At 44.1% G+C, this 20,921-nt stretch carries 14 protein-coding genes and 1 pseudogene; 8 read left to right on the top strand and 7 right to left on the bottom strand.

The features are described from left to right. Positions 1 to 220: 220 nt before the first annotated feature. From NX720_RS20465 to NX720_RS20455, 3 genes are all read right to left on the bottom strand, one after another. Positions 221 to 2,986, bottom strand: a complete 2,766-nt coding sequence (locus NX720_RS20465) for a hypothetical protein (protein ID WP_262597117.1) — start codon at positions 2,984 to 2,986, stop codon at positions 221 to 223. 191 nt (positions 2,987 to 3,177) lie between these two features. Beyond that, positions 3,178 to 4,092: a hypothetical protein gene (locus NX720_RS20460; protein WP_262597116.1), complete on the bottom strand. Its 915-nt coding sequence runs from the start codon at positions 4,090 to 4,092 to the stop codon at positions 3,178 to 3,180. A 118-nt stretch (positions 4,093 to 4,210) separates the two neighbouring features. Beyond that, positions 4,211 to 5,050 (bottom strand): coiled-coil domain-containing protein, encoded by an 840-nt coding sequence (locus tag NX720_RS20455; protein ID WP_262597114.1) that lies wholly within the window; start codon positions 5,048 to 5,050, stop codon positions 4,211 to 4,213. A gap of 230 nt (positions 5,051 to 5,280) precedes the next feature. Here NX720_RS20455 and sodB point away from each other — a divergent pair, with 230 nt between their 5' ends. From sodB to NX720_RS20425, 6 genes are all read left to right on the top strand, one after another. Beyond that, positions 5,281 to 5,859 carry a superoxide dismutase [Fe] gene (gene sodB / locus NX720_RS20450; protein WP_262597112.1) on the top strand — a complete coding sequence of 193 codons (579 nt, stop codon included), beginning with the start codon at positions 5,281 to 5,283 and terminating at the stop codon, positions 5,857 to 5,859. A gap of 155 nt (positions 5,860 to 6,014) precedes the next feature. After that, complete coding sequence (locus NX720_RS20445; RefSeq protein WP_262597111.1) at positions 6,015 to 6,872, top strand: TnsA endonuclease N-terminal domain-containing protein; 858 nt, start codon at positions 6,015 to 6,017, stop codon at positions 6,870 to 6,872. Next, the gene (locus tag NX720_RS20440) at positions 6,869 to 9,271 is read left to right on the top strand and encodes a hypothetical protein (protein WP_262597110.1); all 2,403 of its coding nucleotides are present in this window, start codon (positions 6,869 to 6,871) and stop codon (positions 9,269 to 9,271) included. Before NX720_RS20445 ends, NX720_RS20440 begins: the two co-directional genes overlap by 4 nt. Further along, a complete protein-coding gene (locus NX720_RS20435; RefSeq protein ID WP_262597108.1) occupies positions 9,264 to 11,132 on the top strand; it encodes an ATP-binding protein in 1,869 nt (622 codons plus the stop codon). Before NX720_RS20440 ends, NX720_RS20435 begins: the two co-directional genes overlap by 8 nt. 37 nt (positions 11,133 to 11,169) lie before the next feature. After that, on the top strand, positions 11,170 to 13,068 hold the full coding sequence (locus tag NX720_RS20430) for a TnsD family Tn7-like transposition protein (protein WP_262597106.1): 1,899 nt from the start codon (positions 11,170 to 11,172) through the stop codon (positions 13,066 to 13,068). A gap of 352 nt (positions 13,069 to 13,420) precedes the next feature. Further along, the gene (locus tag NX720_RS20425) at positions 13,421 to 13,843 is read left to right on the top strand and encodes a hypothetical protein (RefSeq protein ID WP_262597105.1); all 423 of its coding nucleotides are present in this window, start codon (positions 13,421 to 13,423) and stop codon (positions 13,841 to 13,843) included. Positions 13,844 to 13,967: 124 nt separating this feature from the next. On the opposite strand, the gene NX720_RS20420 is transcribed toward NX720_RS20425, so the two are convergent. The 4 genes from NX720_RS20420 to NX720_RS20405 all read right to left on the bottom strand — a co-directional run bounded on the left by NX720_RS20420 (position 13,968) and on the right by NX720_RS20405 (position 18,815). Beyond that, positions 13,968 to 14,174, bottom strand: coding sequence for a retron Se72 family effector protein (locus tag NX720_RS20420; protein ID WP_262597103.1), 207 nt, complete (start codon positions 14,172 to 14,174; stop codon positions 13,968 to 13,970). Between the two features lie 3 nt (positions 14,175 to 14,177). Beyond that, positions 14,178 to 15,380 carry a reverse transcriptase family protein gene (locus tag NX720_RS20415; protein ID WP_262597101.1) on the bottom strand — a complete coding sequence of 401 codons (1,203 nt, stop codon included), beginning with the start codon at positions 15,378 to 15,380 and terminating at the stop codon, positions 14,178 to 14,180. Between the two features lie 38 nt (positions 15,381 to 15,418). Then, complete coding sequence (locus NX720_RS20410; protein ID WP_262597099.1) at positions 15,419 to 15,649, bottom strand: hypothetical protein; 231 nt, start codon at positions 15,647 to 15,649, stop codon at positions 15,419 to 15,421. A gap of 448 nt (positions 15,650 to 16,097) precedes the next feature. Further along, positions 16,098 to 18,815: a phospholipase D-like domain-containing anti-phage protein gene (locus NX720_RS20405; protein ID WP_262597097.1), complete on the bottom strand. Its 2,718-nt coding sequence runs from the start codon at positions 18,813 to 18,815 to the stop codon at positions 16,098 to 16,100. Positions 18,816 to 19,337: 522 nt separating this feature from the next. Between NX720_RS20405 and NX720_RS20400 the strand changes: the two are divergent. Beyond that, positions 19,338 to 19,562 (top strand): annotated as a pseudogene (locus NX720_RS20400) (transposase domain-containing protein); the annotation flags it as partial. 81 nt (positions 19,563 to 19,643) lie between these two features. Further along, on the top strand, positions 19,644 to 20,918 hold the full coding sequence (locus tag NX720_RS20395; protein WP_262597096.1) for a serine hydrolase domain-containing protein: 1,275 nt from the start codon (positions 19,644 to 19,646) through the stop codon (positions 20,916 to 20,918). Positions 20,919 to 20,921 lie beyond the last annotated feature (3 nt).

Below are 20,921 nucleotides of genomic sequence, written 5' to 3'. Positions count from 1 at the left end.
AATAAGCACTTCTATCTTGATAGCAGGAAGGTACAACTGACGGATAAGATCAACCTTTGCAATAAGCAATTCTTACTGCAATAGCTAATGCTCATAAAAAGACTGCATTATGAGTGAGATAGCTTGTTCTCTAATTATTGAGGCTAGCAAGGGAGTGAAGAGTGGTTTTTAGCTCAAGAGATAAATTTACAATAACAGGCAAATTTAGAATCAGTGTTCGCTATATACGCAACCCGTCAAGCAGAAACAACTCACCCTCATTACGCCTGTGAATATCATCAAGCAAGCGTGAATACAGTGCCGATAGCTGACGATATTCACCTTCAGACAAAGTCGTTCGGTTCAGGCTCTGCTTCACCTGACGGCACAAACTGTCAATATTCAACGTTTCAACAGGCTGCAGAACTGCCCGCTGTAATTCAATTAATAACGGAAACTTTGGCTGGCCTGAAGCTGACCGTTCCTGGCAGAGTTTGTCAAGATTGTATTGAATAACAGGTAGCTGATGTTCATCTGACAGGTTTTGAAGATCAGCCTGATGCCCGAGCCCATCACGAGAACAGTGTTTAAGCAATGATACAACCATAGCCATCAGGCTGGCTTCTGGCATTTTATAAGATAACTCCGCCTGATCGCAGCGACTTTGCTCTTTTTCCGCAATGGTTCTGACCCGGTTCCTTAATGCCCCAATCTCCATCCTGGCTATCTTATTAATCTGAAACTCCGGATAGTGTTGAATAAAGAGTTGATAAAAAGCAGGTTGTGATTGCTGCCATTTAACCAGAGTCTCCCTGAGGGCAAGCAGCATTTCACCATCGTTGGTACACCGGAATGCAGCATAAGTTTGTTTGAAAAATTCTTTCATCTCACCGGCATAATTCAATGCCTGCGCCTTAACAGTACCCATCTCCCGGTAGAGTAGCTTTTTCAACCAGGGGCCTGCCTCATTGATGGCAGTATGCAATTGCAGCCAGGAATAATCAGACCAGCCCTCCTTTAGCAAAAAACGAACAGTCCGGAGATCGTCACTCTGCCCTGCTCCTTCAATGCCAAGCTCAGCGAACTTGTTCAGCTGCTCTTCAACAATATGAAGAATTCTCTGTCTGCAAGCCACCGTATCGCTGTGAACAATGCCCTCATACTCGGCCCACACGCCCTCCACGGCCTTCTCAAAAGCTGCCCGGGCTTGTGCAAGATGGTCAAATGCCGGATTTTTCGAATCAATACACCCCGTTTGTTCAAGCTTGTGCAAATGACGCGACAATTGATTAAGCGTGCTGGTATGAAAGTTAATTTCCCGATCAACAGAAGGTAGTTCCCGACTGGCATCTACGTCGAAATATAACCGGGTTAAACGTTCACTTACCGCTTCTGCCTGAACAGCAACTCCCCCAGCATCGAGCTGGTCACCAGCATAAAACAGTAACGACTGACAAATTTCCTCTTTTGCCAAATTTCTTGCTATTTCTTCGCCACGAATCTGAAACTGTCGCATCAGCAACAAAGCCTGAAGGTCCTTACCTTCAGACGCTTGATACCGCTGACGGGCGTCATAAAACGATACCTTCACTCGCTCCGCTTCTGCCTGTAAATGCGCCTCTATTCTGGCAATATACCGATCCAGATCAACGCTCTGCCATGGGTCATAGTCTTCTGCCCTGATCTTGCCAGCAAACAGGTGCTCAAATGACCGGGCTTCCTTAATAGCCTTATGTGCAGCAATATTAACCAGTCGCTCCTTCTGAACCTCCAGAGCCTGGCTGAACTGCTCGAATTGATCCGATTTGAGTGTTGTCGTAAGTTCCTGTAGATGAATCAGCTGGAAGGCATGCAACGGCTCAAGCTCTGAAAACTCACTGGTTATAAAACCTTCCAGGTCAGGAGCCGGCTGTTCAAACAGAGAGGTAATCTTTCCCAGCAATAACTGGCTACCACTAAGTGGCAATGGAAGGGTTGATGACACTGGCGCAGGACACCCCAACGTAGCCCGCCGGGCTTCAGCGCAAAAGTGCCGGAGCGGTCCTTTCTGCCGGTTAAACGTCGTGCGGCGACCTCTGGGAGCAGGTGGTAAAGGTATTGAACCGGATTCTTCCGGGACAGCCTCAGTTGCGATGGACGCCGTTGGTCGAGGGCTTTCCGGCAATCTTTCCAGCCGTCGCCTGTTACCCAGTATTGGTTTAAACCCCTGAACCCCAGGATGAGTCTCAGCCCGTAATGGTGCGCCAAACATTTCCTCAACAATTCCAGCCTGACCAGCGCCTTCAGCCTCAGGCCCGGCAAGCATCTCACGGCCACCAGCCACAGGATCAAAAACAAAATCAAGCAGATCGCCCAGCTTATCTACCCCATAACACCCCAACCGATAGGCGCCATGACACAGCCAGCTCAGATTCTGACCAAAACAGTGAATAAGCCGTGAGGGGCTCAGCAGGTATTGTGTCAATTTATTTTCTGCACGAGTCCGTCTTTCCGTTCTTTCCCGGACAACATCTGGCTCCAGTCGCTCAGTGGCTGTTGAGACATGATGATCACTCAATGTCCGGGAGCCCGGGTGGCAGGCCTCATTAACACCATCCAGTAATTGTCTTGCACTTTGACGAAATGCCTGACAGGCATCGAACACTTGTTGCAGAAGACGGTTGATCTCCAGATCAGACACTTTATCACGAGTAGCTATTGCCTTGTTCAGCTCCTCAATACTTCCCTGAAGCCGACAAAGATCTGCTTCAGCCCCTATTTTCCCCCGTCCATCCCAGTCAGGCTCAAGCGCCGGGGCATGCCCTGAAGCCAGCTGTACGGAATAGGCATGTATTCGGGCACCCAGCTCTGGAATAAATTGCAGCAGGGGGTCGGTTCTCTGCAACACCTGCTCAACATCCCGTTTATCCCTGATAAGGTCTTTACAGGACACCAGATAACCAGCCTCAACACTCAGCTGATTGATCATCGCATCAAGTTCTTCACCCAGTCGTTGGGGGGGCTGCATCCTTCGCCGCTCCCGCAATGAAACCTCGGGGGTCTCATAACGGGCTCCGGGAAGGGTTGGTTCGGGGCTGAATGACCAGGGTCCATGACGAACAACGCCCGGACTATCCGAAGGACGAGGCGGGCGAAAAGGTTCCGGGGGTCTCGAAGATTGATTAACATCCATGTCAACGCACCAAAAGACTCAGGGCATTACCTGCGTATCGGCAGGTTCTGCAGAGCCTTCTCCATAAATTGCCTGAATTCTGGCATCAGGGCTTCCTGAATAGCCTGCTTTTGTGGGATAGAAAGACTTTTCCCGCTTTCCCCCCAGTCCAGACGACAGAAACCACGGCTCCTGAACTGTTTTTTACTGACAAAGTCGGTTGCAACCCAGTCCAGCTGCAATACCCCGATATAAGGTTTGACAGCCTTTAAACGCTCCGGTTCATTCGCATTCGTCAGCACCCGACCGTAGGGAGAGTAACGTGTATGAAGCATGGCCGGAGCGTTATACAGCTCAGAAGTCGACATAAGAAGATACCCCACTGAATCATGGGACTTCACCCATTGGTCTAAACGATCCCAGTCGTAAAGGCTGTCACTGCCGAACAGCCCTCCCATACTGATCCAGTCTTTTAGCACACAGCTATCAATCTTCCGGGTCGCATTCTCTGGGCAGGCATGCTCCACACTGGCCAGCAATGTCTGAAAAAACTCCAGACTGGTGCCAGCCGGTGCCAGCTTCAGGTGATTACCAAGGGATTTATAAAGAGGAACACTGGCTTCAAAATCCGGGGCCAGTGTGTGCTGTTGAGCCACTTTAAGCACTGGCAGAAGCACCCCTTTCTGGCTTCGGTCATTTAGCGTCTGCAACATTTGGGGGGAGAAGTGACACTGCCCCCTCAGCTGCACCGGACTTGCAAAGACATGTGCGATGGAGTCAGGCAGACCGGAGAATTGCCACTCCCGACTGTAATCCCAACCCTTACTGGCTTCTGCCCTGGCATCCTTGCGATGGCTGTCAGACTTGTCTTCGCTGAACCAGTTCAACCAGGAACATCCTGTTAAAACCAGTGACAACATGACCGGAGTCAGCCGTATAAAAGAACGATATACTCTGGACATTACTTACCTACGTCTATCCTTTTATCGTATTTTAAGCTTAGAACCCTGCCGGTCCTAAGCGTCCGTAAATTGGCCTTTCATCCTGAAAGGCCTCTGTTTTACAGGTGAAGACCTTCCGCTATTCCAACCCCAGTCCCTGTTCAGGTGGCTGGGTAAACTCACGAACCGTCTCTTCCAGCTGATGAATCTTACGATTAACCTGCTGACGGAAGTTGTCCATAGATTTCACGGCTTCAGACTGATTCCTGATACGCTGCTCCAGCTCAGCATTCTGTTTTTTCTGCTGTGCCAGCTGCGACTGTAATGCTTCCAACTGCTTGCGCAGTGCCTGAAGATTGATCGTGACTTCAGATTGTGCAGCTACCTGTTCGGAATTCATAGTCTTCAGACTCTGGTTGGCATCCTTTAGTTCCTTGCTCAGGCCGGTAATGGCCTTGTTTGCCTTGTCAGCCTCAGTCGCTGCGCTATCCGCCTGTTTAGTGGCTTTCACCACATTATCCTTATTGATCAGAATCCACTGCCGGTTACGCTTGTTGGATATATCCCAAAGCTTGCGGATCTCGGAATTCACAACCTTCAGCTCAGAGCGAATAGAAGAATCGCTCTGATTCAGATTTTTTCCTGTGGCTGACACCTCGCCCGTTACTTGACTCAGGCTATCTCTGGCATGTTGCAACTGTACACGGGTATCCTCAAGCGCCTGCTGCATCTCATAAAACTGCCAGGCACCAGTGCCTCCCAAAGCGGCTACCAGTACCAGCAAAAACCAGGTCATACCGGTGCCAGCTTTCTTTGCTACCGTTGACGCTTGCTCCTTTGACGCTTGCTCCTTTGACGCTTGTGCCTTTGGTGCTTCAGGCTTTCTGGCAGTCCCTTTTGACTGACGGCGCTCCGGGCGCTCGTCCGCCGAAATGGATAATTCAGGAACAGCCTCTATTTTCTTGTCATCATCTCTCATGGGTTATCCATCCAGAATCAATCACGCCATTTTAGAAGAAAGGTTCTTCAGTCCCAAGAGACACAGCTCAAAATAAACACTGTTTTCAATATTGTTAAATGAAATGCTTTTCTCAAAAAACATCCAGATACCTATATAGATTCGTATGAATACTGATGGTAATATCGCCCCTACGAAACTTCAGATTAAAATTGATTCTTATTCATACAAAATTACGTGGAGAGATTAACATGGCTTTTGAATTGCCTGCACTGCCATACGCTCGCGATGCCCTCGTTCCTCATATTTCCGAAGAAACACTGGACTATCACTATGGCAAGCATCACAACACCTACGTTGTGAAACTCAACGGCCTGGTTAAAGGCACCGAACTGGAAAGCAAAACCCTTGAAGAGATCATCAAAACTTCAGAAGGCGGTATTTTCAATAATGCAGCCCAAACCTGGAACCACACCTTCTACTGGAACTGTCTAAGCCCTGACGGTGGCGGCCAACCAGCCGGTGAACTGGCTGAAGCTATTAACAAGGCTTTTGGTTCCTTTGATGAATTTGTTGCCAAATTCAATGACATGGCCGTTAACAACTTTGGTTCTTCCTGGACCTGGCTGGTAAAAAATGCTGATGGTTCTGTTGAAATCGTTAACACCAGTAACGCAGCCAACCCTCTGACCACAGACCAGAAGCCTCTGCTGACCTGTGACCTCTGGGAGCATGCCTACTACATCGATTACCGTAATGTCCGCCCCGATTACCTGAAAGCTTTCTGGGCGCTGGTTAACTGGGACTTTGCGCAGGCTAATTACGCTTGATCGATAGCGTTGACAGATACGCAATTAAGTTGGCAATCAACACAATGAGTTGGCAATTACCACAATTTATTGGCAATTCAGACATTTAAATTGGCAATCAAGGTTGTTTTTTAACCTATACTGTCTGGTAGTAATTACCAGACAGTGATTTTTATATGCCATCAAAGAATATAAAGCACTCTCCTTATTCCGTATCTGAGAAACTGTATAAGCTCTGGAAAGAAAAAAAGCTACGTGGAACAGGCACAGGGCCAAACTATATACGAGGCTTAAACATTAATGAAGTTCGGTCTAGCAAAGGCAATCGCAAGCGAATCGTTCCTAGTATAAAAGCCCTTGGTAGACTTGTTCATTTAATGTCCGACCTTGAATACAAAGTGTTCAAATTTTTTGATCTTTCCAAAAATGTATTGGATATTCGTGAACAGTTCCCGCTTGACAGAGAAGTTACCCTTTCCATCGCAGAAAAACTTAAGATCAAACACCCATCAGTAACCGACTACAACACCAAAGAGCCTATGGCTCTCTGGATGACAACTGACTTACTGGTTGATTACTTTGATAATGAGAGTAATAAAAAGCAGTTAGCTGTGTACATAAAGCCATCAAAAGATCTAACCCCTCGAAACCTTCAAAAGCTGATCATTGAGTATACATACTGGCTACTAAAAGGTATTCGTTTTTGCATCATTACAGATAAATCTTTTTCTAAAGACGTTTACGAAAACCTTGAGTTTGCTGGTTCATTTTATGATGAAGACAGGCTAATTGACGAAATGATACCCAACTTCATTGAAATAGAAGAATCCATAATTTCCAAAATCAGCTCCATGCACAGTAGGATAAATTTAATTTGTGAAAGTGTCGACCAAGACCTGGCCATACCTTCTGGTGAATCTTTAAGAGTTTTTTATTACATGATTGGAACTAGAAAAATTGATATTGAATTAAGAAAAGTATCTATCGGCCCATTAACAAACTCATCCATTCTTCAAAAATATATACGACCATGAGTTCATCTACAAGCCTGCTTTTTGAATCTTGTTTGATCATCGAAACTGAAGATCAAGAGAAGAGCATTTCAATTAAAGATAAAAAAATTTTTCGGATACTTTTTTTTGATGATGAAAATGAAATAGTATTTCTGATTAACATATCGAATGACAGCCTTCCCTTTCAATTATCAAATGAAGAATTCATGTCAAGAATGGAAAACAACCATTATTCTATATATACAGGTAAAGACCCATTTGACACACCAATAGATCTGACAATACACGACAAAGATTTAGTAAAAACTGCCAAAAATAAAGCAAAAAAACAACAAATAATGGAAAAAAGGTGGCTACAAATAAAGAATCACGTTAACAATGAACCAAATATTTTTTACAGTTCATTCAGATCAACTTTAATAAAAAGAGAGAAAAAAATATCAAAAGAAAATAAAAAAGAATATACCTTGTCATATATACCTTATAAAGATGAATATGGAAAAAATTGCAAATGCAGCCTCAAATATTTTTTAAAATACTTAAAGCTCTACTGGAAAAGGGGAAAGTGCTATTCAGCTCTTAGCGATGATTATAAAAATTGCGGATCAACCGACATTAACCTCGAAAACCCGGGAAAGAAACGGGGACAAAAATATAAGGAAGACCCTCTAGGACTAATAGGCCGTGCACCTAAAAAAGTCGACCATCAAATTTTCGAATTTTTTATAAAAAAAGAGATAATAAAGAATAAAAGTGGTGTTAAAGAAGCATACGAAGCAATGAAGAGATCTGTTTATTTCTCTAATCCAGAGCAACTAGCATCAGCAAAACAAAAAACACTATCCATCTCAGAACAAGATATTGACACACTAAAGCAAGGCCCCCTTTCTCAGCGACAGTTTGAAGTTTATTACTATAATAACTATCCACCAGAACAACGAGAAAAAAACCGTGTAAGCAAACGAACTTATGACCTGGAAAGAGCACCAAAAACAGGCTCTCAGAAAGCTTTATTTCCAGGACATTTGTTTGAACTAGATGCGACTGTCTTAGACTACTATATCGTATCTCACTTTTATCCATATAACCTTATTGGCCAGCCGACACTCTATTTAATTATCGACGTCTATTCGAGGTTCATCATAGCCTGGTATTTGTGCTTAGGCAGGCCATCTGGTGAAAATGCTTTAAGAACTCTTGTGAATATGGCTACTGACAAATCTGAGTTGTTGAATAAAATCGGATACAAAAAGCCATCTTGCTGTACTAAGAATGACATGTTCACAATACAAGGAATGCCTAAAGGGCTTGTTATTGATCAGGCTGAATTACGAAAAAATATACCTAAACACTTTCAAAAAACATTTGGAATACAAATCATCCAAACACCTGCTAAGCAACCTAAATGGAAAGGTACTATAGAAAAACGCTTTGATATAGTTCAGAGGTGGAATAAAATGTACGACCCTTCTTATGGCAACTACCCAAAAAAGAAATATGGCGACCCTGACGTTAGATTAAAAGCTATCAGGTTTTTTGATGAAATGTATATAGAAGTAACTGACGCAATCTTTGAACATAATTACAAACCAATTGACAACCCAAAACTACTCAATGTATCCATACTAGAAGAAGGTTTGTCAACCACGCCTGTTGAACTTTTTAATCATGGAATAGCAAAAGTAGGAGGTTCAATAAAATCTTTCAGTAGAGATAAGATTTTGAGGAATTTACTAAAGCCCGGAGTAGCAACAAAAACTCTTCAAGGAATAAAGTACAATGGATTATTTTACTTACCTCAAATTGACAACGTTGAAGAATTCCTGTCTTCTTCCAAAACAACTCAATACAGAAAAGTAGCTTTAAACAACAAACTAAACATTCTTGAACACGAGCAAATAGTTGACCAAATATACATGCCTCTTGATGGTTATGATGATCCTATTATTTGCAACCTTCTTGATAGTTGTAACTTCCAAGTACAGAGCACTCTTCCTGAAGGTTTAGATATGAACGACAAGAATTCAATTAAAGGCATGTCATGGTATGAATACAATGATATTAAAGAGGAATACAATAAAACCAAGAAGAAGGCTGATGAAAAATACGAAAACATAAGGGATGAAATAAATAAGCGCCGAAAACAAAGAATGGAAGATGCTAAAAAACGAACTGATAAATTAACTGCTAACTTGTCAAACAGTGCATTTCTTTCCGGTGCAAATGAAAGAAAGAAAGTGCTAAAAGAAAAACAGAGTAAGGAAGAGGCAGCAGCCATTAAGGAAGCATATTACTCAATGGATCAAACGGATACAGATGCTAAGCAGCAACCTAATGATAAGCAGTATTATGATGATGAAATAGATTACTCTGACCTTATTGATGATATCGAAGACGAAATGGAGCAAGACAATGAGTAACGACAATGACGACAATGACGACAATAAAACAAAAGAAGATAAACAAAGAGTATTTTTCCAAGCGGTAAAAGATGGAAAAATCAAAACACCTGAATTTATTGTTTGGAAATCGAAACAAAAAGCTCTCATTGCGCAATATACTGATTTTACAAAGGCAAACCCATACAGCAACTCTATTTTTGCTCAGGCTTTACCTCCTTATATATCAGAAGACGAATTCATTAAATATGCCAATTATTTTCCAAATTATTTTACAGAAGAGGTCAGAAAGTTAACCTCTCCGGAAAAACACGATAGAGCTACAACCTTAGATAAGTTATTCAGGGTCACAAACAAAAATATTGAGGTTTTCCAAAAAATTTCCTCTGCAATAAGAAGAAGTTATACAGACAAAGTTCATGATGGCGAGCATCAGAACTCCAGAGGAGGCATTGTTATATACGGCATCAGCTCAGAAGGAAAAACATTTGCTGTGAATTTCAGTTTATCCTATTTTTATCAGTTTATTGTCCACTTAAAAACCAGATCAAACTATAAAAATTCCGCTCAACCTGATATGGATTTTGTCATACAAATCACATGGCTAAAGATCATTTGCCCCTCAAATGGTGGCCCCATAAGTCTCTGTAATAATATTTTATCTGCCGTTGATGCACTGATTGGTTCTGACTATGAAGAAAGCTTTAAATCAAGTTATGGGCATAGAACAGAACTTGATTTAAAAATATATATCAACCGTGTGAAGCAGGTAATCAAAGACATTCATCTTGGCGTTTTGGTAATTGATGAAATTCAGTTCATAGCACACGGCGAATCCAAACAACAACTCGCTGATTTTCTGGTTGAACTCAGCGATGAAATAGGAATACCTATTATCGTCATTGGTACCCTTGAAGTTATTTCAGCTTTCAGTGAGTTATCTTTCTCATTTAAATCCAAACTAACAAAAGATAATGAGGTTTATTTTGAACCGTTTGAACCTGTAAATGGAAAAGCACCCAAAGGTTATCGCTCACTGATACGATTGCTATTTAAAAAATACCAAATCGGTAATCATCCAATACCCATAGAGCTGTTTGACGAACAGGAAAAAGTCCTTAGTACTGCAACTGAACAAGCCAAAGTAGAATCAATAAGTGATATTTTTTTTCATGAGACAGCTGGAATAACTCTGTATACCATTAACCTTTTTATCTTACTCCAACAACATATAAATTTACTGGAAGATAAAGCTAAACGTAATGCACGTAAAGCCAAATACCAGAATAAAAAACCAACACCTCCCAAAACAAAGTCAGTAAATGAAATCAAGACTCTCATCAAAAAAACAGCAAAACAGTCATTCCAGATAAACAGGAAATACCTTAATGCCATAATAAGAGGTGATAAAGAGTCACTGCAAAAAATGAAAGATGTTGATTTTCGAGAATTCAGGCGAAAAGATGCTTCAAAAAAATTCCAGCCATCTGTCGATATTGAAGAGGCTCAGGAACAGTATGAAAAAAATGTCGAAATCCCCTCAAAATTAAAAACCACCCTGGACACTTATGGCATTTCAGAAAAGATTGCCGATGAAGCCATTAAGGCCGTTATGGATGGTTACAATGACGAAACTGAATTCGAACTTATCACCAAGGCAATGGATCTTTGTAAAAAGATGGTTGAAAAACCAGACAAGCCAATTCGCTTGTCCCCTCACATTGAACGTGCCGATATAGACCTTGGTAAAGTACAAGATGAATTGGAAATAATACGGGCTTTCTGTGAAGAGCAAAAAGCAAACAAAAAACCTGGGGCAGTGCCTGATATTTTACGCAAGCACGGGTTAGAATTTAATCTTGAAGCAGAGTTAGATCTGTAAACCAACATAGTGGAAAACAAAAAACAAAAGGTCACGGATGATCCTGACATTTCCCCATCCCTACCCAGATGAAACCTTCTACAGCTGGATTGCCCGCTACCACGAGCGATCCGCTAACCACTATGCCAAAGTTACTGTCAAGTCTATTTATGACAGTCCCTATGGCTGTGCCATCTACAACCTGCCCACCGGTCTCGAAAGCTTCTGCAATCAACTATTGCCACTGCGCAAATATCATCCGGAAGACATTCTCAAGTACCACACATCACTGCCCTACTACTCAGCGACGTTTTCCAAACAGCGCATTGCAAGTGCCAAATCCAAAATGTTGAGTAATCTGAACATTGGCATCCACGGCCTGCTTGGTATGCAGGCATCCAGCGTAGCAGAGTTTCGATATCTGCGATATTGTCCTGACTGCCTGATCGAAGATGCGAAACAATTTGGTGAACCTTATTGGCACAGAGTTCATCAGCTGCCTGGGGTGCTGGTTTGCCCTGACCACCATGTTTCCACCCTCAACTCAATGGTCGACAAGCAAAATAACCACTCTCAGCTCTATGCCAGCGCAAAAGACTATGCAAAACCCAATCTGGTCCAGAAAAATATACGACCAAGCTCACAGTTAATCGCCATAGCACGAGAAAGTAAAAAGCTACTTTCACATTTCCGGAGGCCAATCACATCCACTCGCTATCGTACTCAAATACTCTCTGCCGGTTTTAACAAAGGAGACTTGATTGATCAGGGGAAGCTGGCCGAAGCCTTCCTGAACCACTGGCCCGCCACTTTGCTTGATGAATTGAGCGTACCTTCTGACCTGAATAGCGAACACAGCTGGTTGAAGTTCATAACCCGCAGAACACGGCAAGGGCTTAAGGCACATCCACTCCAGCATATTCTTCTCAGATTATTCCTTAAGGAATACCAACCTGTACTGCAGAAAGAACCAACGGCTGAACAAAAAAACTATCCCGCCTCAAGCTATCCGTGCCCAAACCCATTTTGCCCTATAACTGACGACCTCAGCGCAAAACTTGAAGAAACCTACCAACACCATAAGTCTGGACCTGTTTTCGGAGTCATGGGGTGTGAATGCGGCTTTAAGTTTTCTGCCAACATTGAATCGGAAAATATCTACCAAAACAATGTGCTTCAGTATGGCACTGTATGGGATACCCAGTTCATCCAGTATGTTGAGCAAGGGCATTCCATACACAAATTAGAGCAGCTTCTTTCAGTTAGCAGGCCTGTGATAAAGAAAAAAGCCCTTGAGTTAAAGCTCTCTCCAAAGTGGTCTGTTCAATCCAGACCCACCAGATTGAAAAGGAACTTTATGGATGTTCGCAGTAAAAAACATAAACAGATTTTTCTTCGATACCGGAAGAAACACCCTGATGCGTCCATGAAAGAGCTCAGAGAAAAAATCAACAGCACCATCAAGTTTCTTTACCGATACGAACGAGTCTGGCTGAATCAACACAGACCAGATCAGAAGCCCCCCTGCAAGCCTACCCCACGCATTGACTGGAATAAGCGAGACCAAAGCTACCTTGAAGAAGTAAAATCCATCGTCACAGAACTGAATAGTATGCTTGGTAAACCACAGAAACTTACCCCTTTCAAAATCAGCAGAATTCTCGGACAAAAAAATATCTTCACAAAAATTCCTGAGAAGCTCCCTCTGACCATGGCTTATCTGGAGAAAGCCTGCAACAAAGAAGAGCACATCAGCCGCACATTCATCTGGGCTGCCGCTAAGCTACGTCATGATTTCCAGACTCTGACACGAAGTAAAATCCTGAGCAAAGCAGGCATTCGCTATACTCCGTCCGATCAGCATGAAGCCTTGCTTAACCAGCTTATGGACATCCCTGATGAAACGCCGTATCAGCCGCTCAAAAATCGCTCCAGTCAGAATTCAGGTTCCTCCTGACTCAGCTACCTCAAAGATTACTCTTGTCGCCTATGGGAATCTTGTCAGCGTAAGTAAAACCCCTCACATATGGTGTCTGTTTTGCGATGAAACAAAACAGCTGATAGAAGAGCTCCAACCACTATCTTTAATGCCCTACTTCAGGCTCGGCTGCAGCTTCAATAATGGTTATCCGACTAACGCCACACCGTACCAAGCAAGTTACTCATTGAATGTCAGCAAAGCAAAAAACCAGCTACAAACGATACCTGACAAACTGCAGCAACCCGACCTGTCACAGCTGCATGGCCACTATCGAAACCAACTTTGTATCCCCGCAAGAAACAAATATATTTCACTGCCAGACCTGATTTTGAGAACCCTCTGCCCTGATCCAGCCTTTACCGAAATTATCCTTGAGCCAATTTCACAGTCATTCATCCTGCGACAGGTTCTGAAAAAGGAAGATCAGCTCTTTGCTGAGCTGGACAACCTGTATTCTCTGAGAGTCAATGCAGCAACAGCAAGGCAGCTGGCATGGCTGGCTGGAAGCTCTGAGTATCGAGCCTGGGCTCGTTCCATAGCTATTTATGCTGGTGAAGCCCTGATTTCCCCAGAAGGCAAGCCTTGGCGGTGTCCACTACCAGACTTCAAACTGAAGGTAGACTATTCAGTCATAAAATCACCGGGAGCAGCACTGGTATATGGGATTAACCGTATTAGCCCAGTGCTGGGTATGAAGTATAAAAAGATCACGCTCTATCGGAGCAATAAGCAGGAAACATTTACTCTGTGAGGTCGGTGCCCATCAGTAGTAAGTGGCAACGGGGTTCTACTCCAGCTCCAGATTCAGATATTCCCAGCACTTGATTACTACTTAGTGCCAGAATACTTAACAGGTTAAACGGAATAGAGCAGTCTTAACTTTCTTTTACAACTTCTTTCGCTCGAAGTCCTTTTCCAGATTTTTCAGTAGAAAAAGTCACGTAATCCCCAACACCTATCTTTCCTTCATCCGTTTTAAGCTCGGAGTAATGAAAAAATACATCTTTTCCTTTTTCTCTACGTATAAAACCAAACCCTTTGATTGGGTCGTATGTATTGATGTAGCCTCGATCATTTGTCATATATCAAACTTCCCAAAACTCTTCATAAGTTGAAATAGGTTTTAACCCTTTAGCAGTGTCTCTCATTGATTTTGCTAATTTTTTATGAGTACGACTCAGAATCCCACACATGTAAATCAGCTTATTCACACGTTTTATATATCCATAATGGTTACGCTTCGAGGCAGATACCCGCTTTAGACCTGCAAGGTCGATCTGCATCTTTTTAATCTCTGTATCATTATATGTAGGTAAAATTTTGTCTAATCTTGCTCTGAGTTTTGCCGCCTGCGGATGACCTACACGGCAAATTTTTGCAACCCTGCCTGACGCCCTATTCCATAATTTGTGAAATTTCTCAGAAGTACTATTTTTCTTGTACTCCTGCTCACATTGAAATACAGATGTTCTAACTTTTTGCCTTTCTTTTTTAAGGCACTTAGGTTGTTTATGATTGACCCAAAGGCCAGTTACTTCCATCAAGCCATCTTTAGTGTTCTTTGTAGCAAACCTGGTTTTTTTATCATTAATACATACACCTGATTTCGTTGCCATTTTAGCAACATCTTTAATAATGCGTTCCTTCTTATCTTGCGTGATTTTTTTCTTCGCAGATATCGCCACATCATCAAGCAAACGAGTATAAATAAAACCCTGCTGTCGCAATCTAGAGACTATTTTGTATTCATTTTCAAAGAAGACAAGATTTGCAATATATGACGAGGTTACGGCTCCCTGAGGAACAGTGTCATTGTACGTAACAAGCTTTGCTAAAAGCTCTGCAACTTGTGGTGAAAAATGACAAAGTTGCTGAAAAACTTTAACTACATGCTCTATTTTTATATTGTCGTAAAAATTACTGATATCCAAAGATAAAACAAACTGGGGATTTATGTGGGCAAGAGCATTTGCGTAATAGTCTCTTGGATTATCTTCGTCTTTTATACCTCCCTGTAAATAAGGCGGAAATTTTACATTTGTGAAAATTCGAGAATTTATTCGTTTTTGTACTTTTTTTAACAAATGTTTCGGCTCATGAATCTGCCGAGTTTTATTTTTATTACCGCTATTCGTTACTAATTCAAAAGAGTGGTAGTGCTTTTCTTGATCAGAACAGAGGCTCTGTAATACCTCAAGCCTGACGTCTAGCATTTTTGCAATAGTTCCTAATGATCCAACACCAGTACTGTCGTAGTATGGCTTGTCTCTATATGTTTTTTTAGTCATATCGTCACATTATGGTGCAAAGGACTAAGAACCGGGTATTATGAAATGATATCAGAAAGTAGCTCTACTACTTTCTTTACCACAATCGCTGTGGCAACTTTCTTCATAAATACCAAAGTCTTACTAACAAATCCCTTTTTATCGGTCTTCGTTTTTGGACTCGGGCCACTAGATTCAACTCGTTTTTCATCACTCACACCGGCGTTAGCTTGATGTGGGACTAAGCTCAAAGTTGATACGACTTTGAAGTTAAACTCAATGTTCAACATATGCACTCTCCTTCATGGGGGTTAATTTCCGCCAGTCAAAAGGTCAATGCGTGCGCGAGAATAAAAGTACTGAATCCAGGGTTCGGTTCTAAGTTTTTGCCGCCAGACAACTGTCGCCAGGCGATGAGTCAGCAATCTTGCACAATCTGCGGTACGGCAGAGGATGCGCAGGAGCCGGTAGAGATTTCTCTATTAATGAGAAATCGCCTTACACTTTTCCACACCAAGCTTCGGTGCAGATACAAGGCATTTGTTTCTCACAATGCGTATCATACTGATAAAGAGCAACGAACAGACGGTAACATCTGCACGTCCACAAAACTACTCACACACGCTTCTTGAGTCAATATGTAGAAACACCAGTCACCACCAGAAGAAATAGCACATCAAGAAGAGCAACATCTCCCGGTGAGGTCTATTTGATTTAGCCTGAAATACAATCTCCCCTTCACCACCCCATACTCAACACGTCCCTACGCTCATCCGACGACAGCACCATGCGGCAGGACTCCCAGTCGATGTTCTCCACCCGGCTGTATTTCTCATCAAAGGGATGCTGATGCTTTACACCATCAATCAGTTTGGTGGCTTCTTCCACCTCTCCCAGGGCAATATCAACCCACACATCCTCCAGTACATCAGGAATCTGGCCAAACAAACCGTGAATATCCTCCAGTCGGTCTGATAGCAGCTCATGCACCCGGTCTTCCACAGAGCCACGGTAACGCATATTCAGTATTTTGACCGTATCCCGAATCTGGCCAATTCTTTGGATGCGTCCCTTTCTCTGCTCCAGACGGGTTGGGTTCCAGGGCAAGTCAAGATTGATCAGGGTTCCCAGCCTCTGCAGGTTCAGCCCCTCGCTGGCGGCATCCGTACCCAGCACCAGACGCAACTGGCCAGAACGGACTTTTTTCTTGATGTCATCCCGGTTAATTTTTCTGAACAGCCCATTTGTCATAATTCCCGAACGGGAAGCCCCGGCGTAAATGGCAATAGCCTCATCCGGTAAATGCTCTTTAGACAACTGTGTTGCCAGCCACCAGACAGAATCATAATACTGCGAGAAAATGATGCAGCCGGACTCCAGCCATTGTTCCTCAAACAGGTATCTCTGAACTTCAAGGTATTTCGGATCTTTATCCTGACTGGACTCCAGAGCCTCCTTGCAAAGCTTCAACAATCTGATTTCTGCCGGAGTAAGATCTTTCATGGAATCAGAAACCGAGAGCTCGTCCATATCGTCTTCATCTTCCAGAAAGGCAGAAAATTCCTGCTCATCGCCCGCAGCACCTGCCCATTCGCTCAGCAGTTTATCCACGGTTCTCTGTCCGGAGTAGAGCGTGCTGCCAATCCTTCTCAGTAACAGAGTTTTGAAGAAACCAGCCCCTTTTGCCCTCTTACTTAAGGCTTCGGAAAACTCCTCGGCTTTCTCATAAGCCTTCTGAAAGTAAAGAGGCAGGGGAATTGAGTCTCTGTCACCCTCCCCAAATAACTGAACCTTAACCGGCTTCAGATAGGGCTCACCGGTTTCCGGGTCAATGGTGGCTTCCAGATAGTCCCGGGTGCGTCGAATAATATGCCTGATAAAAGGGTTGTGTTGTCTGCCATAGTCTGGCAACACCCGGCGAAGTTTGGTTTTATCAGGACCACGTAATTGATTAAAACTGCCAGCATCGACAACATGGTCACCCGGCTTCAATTGCAACCGCCTTCTTAAATCCCTGAAAGTCCGGTGATCCTCAGCCTGTGGTAATGGATTTCTGACCCAGCTCCAGGCCAGCGCCTCATCAACGGGGATTTCACTTTCTCCCATCACCATTGGCACGGCCCTGTCAGCCTTACGCCATTCACTCCAGGGATCGCCCAGCACCTGATCACTGCCCAGTGCCAGAATGCTTAACAGGTCAAAAGCCTCAACAGGGTGCAACTGAACCGGTGTGGCAGTAGCCAGCAACATGCTTCTGGTTCGCTGGCTGATCTGGGACAGAAAGCGCATCAGGTTGTTGGGATCGGCTTTTTCTTCCAGACAACTGTCGGTTATTTTTTTCCGTCTGGAGCGGTGAGCTTCGTCCACGATGACGCATTCATAGTGAGCGGCAAGAAGGTAATCCTTGACTTCAGAACCGGAAGTAATGAGCCCCTGAGAGACAATGCCCAGCCGCCTCGGGCATTTGAGAATACTCTCCGGCCCGGTAGCAGGCCAGGCAATACCCTGTTCATCCAGCCACTGCTTACCCGTCCATATGGCAGATGGCATATCCAGCAGTTCCATCAACTCATCCTGCCATTGCAGAGTCAGGGGTTTGGGGGCAATCACTAATACGGGCTTATTCCCCTGAAGCGCCATCAACATACCCGCCAGCGCCAGCTGTACTGTTTTACCTAGCCCCACCTGATCCGCAAGGATGTACCGGGCTCCGCCTTTCAAGTGGTCGTCGAAGGCTTTTTTTACAAAATACTTCTGATGAGGCCAGAGGCCGAACTCTTTGCGATAAACCGGGATTTCGACAATGGCAGCAGCCGGGTCAATATCGGGTTCCTGCTGCCAGGTGCTTCTGTCGATCTCAACCCGTCCGGAAATCCGCTTTATATCGGTAATGACGAAATCGCTGAGCGGAGTGGCAAGATGATGATTCCAGAGAGCGTTAAACTCATTCTCAACCCAGTCTACAGCTTCCTGGGAATCGTCTTCCCACACCATTTCATAGTTCAGTTTCCAGGCGGTCAGGCTCTCGTTGGTGCTGCCCATAAAGCTGGTTTTGCTACCGTCGGCCAGTGTAATAACACCGGCCTTACCATGCACGAGACCAAAGGCTTCGTCAGGCAAAACCCGCACCTCCATTTTCCCGGAAACCAGAAATTCGTAGAGTGTCTTAAAGCGGTCATGGTTGGCTTCCGGCAACTTTTCCGGCTCTCCGGCGCACCAGTCCCGTCGCATGGCCTGCCGGGCGGCTTTGGCGGTGATGACATCTTCTGCCAGCAACTCTGAATTGCAAATAACCCTGACCTTACCGGTCATGCTGTCCAGGGCTTCACCAGCCACTTCAAAAATACTGGATCGAAAAAAACCGGCAATGCGGTCGTAGGATTGTGCGCCAACCAGTTTTTCACGGATAAACGACCGACCCAGTGGCTGCTGGCGGGATGAATAACGCTGAATCACAAGGATGCCTGACAAAGGTGCCTGATAAGAAACGAAGTGTTTATCATATCGCTTCCGCTACACTTCGCCAATTGATGGTCAACCGGCAGACTTCCCGACAACCTTTTGAGAGTCAGGCGTATTCAGCATCACTGGAATCCGTTACTGAGTAAGTGTCAGGCCAACTCCATCTACCAGCCTGCTGTAAAATCCTGAACACTAATTTTTCACAAGCTCAAGATTCTGCACTGGCAAACCAACAGCTTCTGGATGGCTTGTCTGTCGAGTAGAAAAAACACAAACCCCTGCACTACCAGCCTTCCGCTTAAATTGCCATGACCTGTTTCAATGCAAACAATCGGACATTTGTCGGATAATAACCGGCATGAATACTATGACCACGCCAGTTTTGCCTTCCGTTGGAAATTATCCAACGGAAGGCGAAATTGGCGTGGTATGAAGAACAGTTCCGGTTATATCAGCATAAGAAATTTAGTTTATCCAGTGAGCGTTTTGAAGACCAGAGACTGCTCTTTGATGAAGCGGAAGAACTGGCTCTTTGCTCAACACGTTAATGGTGCCAATGCCAGCGCAGTTCTTTATAGCCTGGTTGAAATGGCTAAAGCCAACGGTCTGGAGCCTTATGCATGGTTCCGCTATGTGCTGCTGTCCAGAGCTCCGCAATTACCTAAAGGAGCAAGTGTTGAGCACCTGCTGCCAATTAATCTCACACCGGATGATTTAAAAGGTGGGAGTCGGGGTAGATGAAGCTCCTCCGCCGCTTATTCAGCAAAGAGCAAAACCAGTAACAGTAACTACCAATACCAATTTATTTAAGAGGCTATATCCATGAAAAAATCAATCCTGGCAGCAACAGTAGCATTAACAGCAGCATTCGGCGCACAAGCACTAGAAGTTCACAAGCCTGATGCGGCATTTCTTGAGCAAGTTGGTGCTATTGGTATCACACAAGATAATTGGGATCGTGAGAATGAATCTCTTACTTACCAGCAAGCTTACAAATTTACCCACCACATCAAAATGAACACTGGTGATTACGTTTGGAACTTAGGCGAGACAAAGCAGCTTCTTGACCTGGACAAGCTAACGGGTAACGACTTTGACGGCGAATACCCACTAAGCACAATCATTCCTTTCCGTCTGAAAATGGAATCTCTAGTGGTTCTTAAAGATGGCAAGCTAGTACACGAGCAATACTGGAACGGTATGCACAAGGCTAAGACGCACCTTGAAATGTCAGCTACCAAGTCTTACACGGGTATCCTTCTATCTACGTTCGTAGCGGAAGGCAAAGTAAACATGAAAGACCAGCTAACTAAGTACTTGCCAGAATTAAAAGGCACTGGTTGGGACGGTGCGACGATTGAGCAAGTTGCTGATATGCGTTCTGGTATTAAAGTTGAGTTCACACCGGGTCTTCTTTACTCAGACAAGATGACCGAAACACAAGACTGGAATGGCCCGTCTAAGTACGACTACAAAAACATCGTTGAGGTAGCTCAAGAACTAGGTCAACGTGATGATGTAGCGCGTGGTGAAGCGTTCGACTACCTATGTATGAACACTGAAATGCTTGCTCAAATAATGGAGCGCATCGAAGGCAAGCGTTATACAGAAATCCTGGAAGAACGTCTCTTCAAACCAATGGGTGCGGAGTACGGCGCAGAAATGATGACAAACCGCGACGGTGAAGCTATCTCGTCTGGCGGTCTGCACATCACAGCACGCGACGGCGTTAAGTTGATGGATATTATGATGAACGAAGGTAAAAACCGTAAAGGTGAGCAAGTCGTTCCTAAGCAGTTCATTGACGACCTGATTGAAGGTAACGACGAAGTACGTAGTGCATGGAAACACGATGGTTTCGCAGCAATTCATGCTGACGCCTGGTACAAAGACCAAATCCGTGTACTCAACGTTGACGGGCGCCGCTATATCACGTTCGTAGGTGTATCTGGTCAGGTAACAGTAGGTGAGCCAGCAACAGGCACAGTAATAAAGATGCACGGCGCTCAAGATGATTGGCAGCACCCACGTACTGTAGCAATGACGTTCCTGGACGTAGTACCAACACTGCTAAAAGCAGTAGAAGAAATGAAGTAATAA

Origin of the sequence: Endozoicomonas euniceicola (assembly GCF_025562755.1) — a bacterium.
Taxonomy (GTDB): Bacteria; Pseudomonadota; Gammaproteobacteria; order Pseudomonadales; family Endozoicomonadaceae; genus Endozoicomonas_A; species Endozoicomonas_A euniceicola.
This window is presented reverse-complemented; position numbering and strand designations above follow the sequence as displayed.